Origin of the sequence: Mesorhizobium sp. WSM3626, assembly GCF_000513935.1 — a bacterium.
Taxonomy (GTDB): domain Bacteria; phylum Pseudomonadota; class Alphaproteobacteria; order Rhizobiales; family Rhizobiaceae; genus Mesorhizobium; species Mesorhizobium salmacidum.
On sequence record NZ_AZUY01000096.1, the window covers coordinates 1 to 2,664 of the forward strand.

Annotated in this window: 2 protein-coding genes and 1 pseudogene; all 3 read left to right on the plus strand. The window is 56.2% G+C overall.

Annotated elements, in window-relative coordinates:
• Nucleotides 1–255 precede the first annotated feature (255 nt).
• Nucleotides 256–396, plus strand: a pseudogene (locus M653_RS1000000138295) (integrase); the annotation flags it as partial.
• A 221-nt stretch (nucleotides 397–617) separates the two neighbouring features.
• A complete protein-coding gene (locus tag M653_RS0131020; protein WP_027146771.1) occupies nucleotides 618–1,439 on the plus strand; it encodes a hypothetical protein in 822 nt (273 codons plus the stop codon).
• 675 nt (nucleotides 1,440–2,114) lie between these two features.
• A complete protein-coding gene (locus M653_RS1000000136465; RefSeq protein ID WP_084637093.1) occupies nucleotides 2,115–2,411 on the plus strand; it encodes an adenylate cyclase in 297 nt (98 codons plus the stop codon).
• Nucleotides 2,412–2,664 lie beyond the last annotated feature (253 nt).

Genomic DNA, 2,664 nt, shown 5'->3' on the forward strand with positions numbered 1-2,664 from the left:
TATCGAACTCCCGGCAAAGCACGGCCATCTTCTCGCCGTCCAGCAGACGGGCGATGAACTTCAGCCGCTCTTCCATGACGTTACACTCCTTCCAACGCACCTTGCTCTCCTTGCAAACGGCCGAAAGTGTAACCCATCTATCCGGAATGAACTGTCACCCATCTCTCGGGAAGGGCACTCCGGAAAGCCGTATTTCTCAACGATTTCAGGGCTTCGCCTTTCTAGCGGTCCATTCCGGTACACCGGAGGTCCACAATGGGGCTTGTATTGAAGCACGTAGTCCAGACTGACGCCGGCACTTGGCATTACCGGAGAAGGTTCCCCCGAGGAGTTACCGCACTCGTTGGGAAGAACGAGTTCAAGCGCCTTCTCGGCTCTACGGAGCGGGAGGCTCTTCATGCAAATCCTGCATGAACCTGTAGTGGTTGCACTGGGGCGAGATGCGTGGCCCCACGATGCTGTGATGCAGTGCCTCCGCTGCCGTCATGAATTGCTCCAGCTCTCCGCTCGATAACTGCTTAGGCTTGTTGCGTCGGACCATTGCGACCTCCTGTTGAGTGTCGCCCCATCTAGGAGTATGTTCCTACCGATTTGGAACGTTGGCAAGAGGGTAGGTGTTGAACGAGAGGACCGAGGCCCGAGCGGCGCTTAAGTCGATGTTGGCTACCCTCGACAGGTTCGATGCTGTCGTCGAGGACGCCGTGACCATATCCGACAGCGCCATAGCTGTGGTCCACACCGGTCGTCAGAACAGGGCGCTCTTTGTGTTTGCAAAATTAATCGCTCATTGCCTGTCAGTGATGGCCATCTTTGAGAAATATCAGGGCTCGCCGGAGGGTGAGACACTTTTGGACCACTTCTCCGTAGCCACCCTCGGCCGCGCCATTATCGACGCTTCGCTGATGACGAAGTACATCTCGGAGCCGTCGCTGACCGCCAATGAATGGGACCTGCGGCGACAAATCCTGTACCTTCACGACCTCACGACGCGAAAGAGGTTTCTGACGGCAATAGAGCTTGCCGGCCAGCCGAGAGATACAAGCTTCTTTGAAAACTATGCCGCAGCAAAGGAGAAACTGAAAAGCAAGATCGAGGACCTCTCGGCCAAGCTGGGCTACGAACCAGAGCGGGCTGAGAAATTCAATAACGGCCAGTTGGTATTTATTGATGGTTCGAGGGGCGCGGCTCGCGAGGCCGGCTGGAACGTTGACGTATTTGAATTCCAGCAGTCGTACCTATCCAACTGGGTTCATTCCTACCCGGTCAGCTTCATGCGAGTTGACGAACAGGAGATATCATTCAGCAACCCGTCCCACTACCAGTTCTCGCTCTGTGAGACGGTGCTGGAAACGAGCATAGGTTACCTAGACGACGTGAATGCCCGCATGCGGCTGTTCACCGGGAGCGCCGAGGCCGACCCAGTCGGACCGTTCGAGTGACGGATACCCCTTGCGCCTATCCGCCCCTCGATTATCATGGCCGCGCGGTACACATTTGCTCCGCAAGAGGTCCACAACAGCGGGATGAGGCCGCAACGTGGGTTTTGGCTAAGTACCTGACAAATCAGTGAGAAATCAGGCTCCGACTCCGGTTCGATTTTAGTCCCCTAAGCCGCCTCTGGGCACCATCATTTTAAAAAAGAAGATCAAGTCCTTATGAAGTGATCCCTGGTTGCTGTCATATCGCATGCGCCTGTAGCAGGCGCGTTCGCGTGTCGGCGCTTAGGCTTTCTTGTCGCCATTGGGATTTGGTGCCGGCGCCTCTCGCACGTCTCGCGGTGGCGGATCGATATGCTCAAGCTCTGACGGTGCTGCCTTGTCCGGCCGACCGATGGGTGGCTGCGGGGCGGGCTTCGGCTGCGGTTCTTTGATCTTGGCCGGCATATCCAGTTAACTGGAATCCACAGGCTCTTGTTCCCTGATGCCTTAAAAGAACCTGATGCCTTAAAGGACCGGGAGACCGAAGCCGCCAAAAGCGTGTCACGGTGAAACAAACAGATCACAGTTTGCGATAGTCGGGATGAATGGTGCTCCGAAGAGCGTTCTAACTTTAGTTCGCCGGGTGCTCACATGAACCCCGAGCACCCAAAATCAAATGCTTTTGGGAGAACGATCATGAAACATCTCCTCATTCCGACGATGGCAGGCTTGCTCATAGGTTCCACCAGCATGGCTTTGGCCACCAATGTCCACACGGTGACGGGCACGACAGGTCAGCCCAGCCAAGAAATCGGAACTGCTCAAACAGGAAGTGCGACCCCCGGCCACGCCAGCTCTGCTCCGGGCTCAGCCTTCAACCCGGATGGGAATGCCGGAACACATTACGCTGGCACCCAGCCACAAAACTCGAAAAATCCGAAGAGCGTATCTCAATACGACGCGGCCGGCTTCCAGCAGTCCCATAATCATTAGGTGACAGCACGGTCCGCGAAACAACAGGCCCGGCCGCAGAAGCAGCCGGGCCGACGCATTCGCCAAGTTGGCGCCACTTGTCGGCGTGGAGAAGGGCGCCGGGAAACTCGTCAGCACCACACGAAAAAGGGGCGAATCTGCTGCTCCGAACTCTTCTAGCCCTAGGGCGTAGTGACGATTTAACTACCTGAGCCAGATAGCGATAGCGGCAAGTTTGACAAAGCCCATGAAGTTGGCGAGCAACTTGTCGTAT

Bases quoted from the DNA above. Each gene is read 5' to 3' on its own strand.
- M653_RS1000000136465 (WP_084637093.1), top strand. From the start codon at position 2,115: ATGAAACATCTCCTCATTCCGACGATGGCAGGCTTGCTCATAGGTTCC.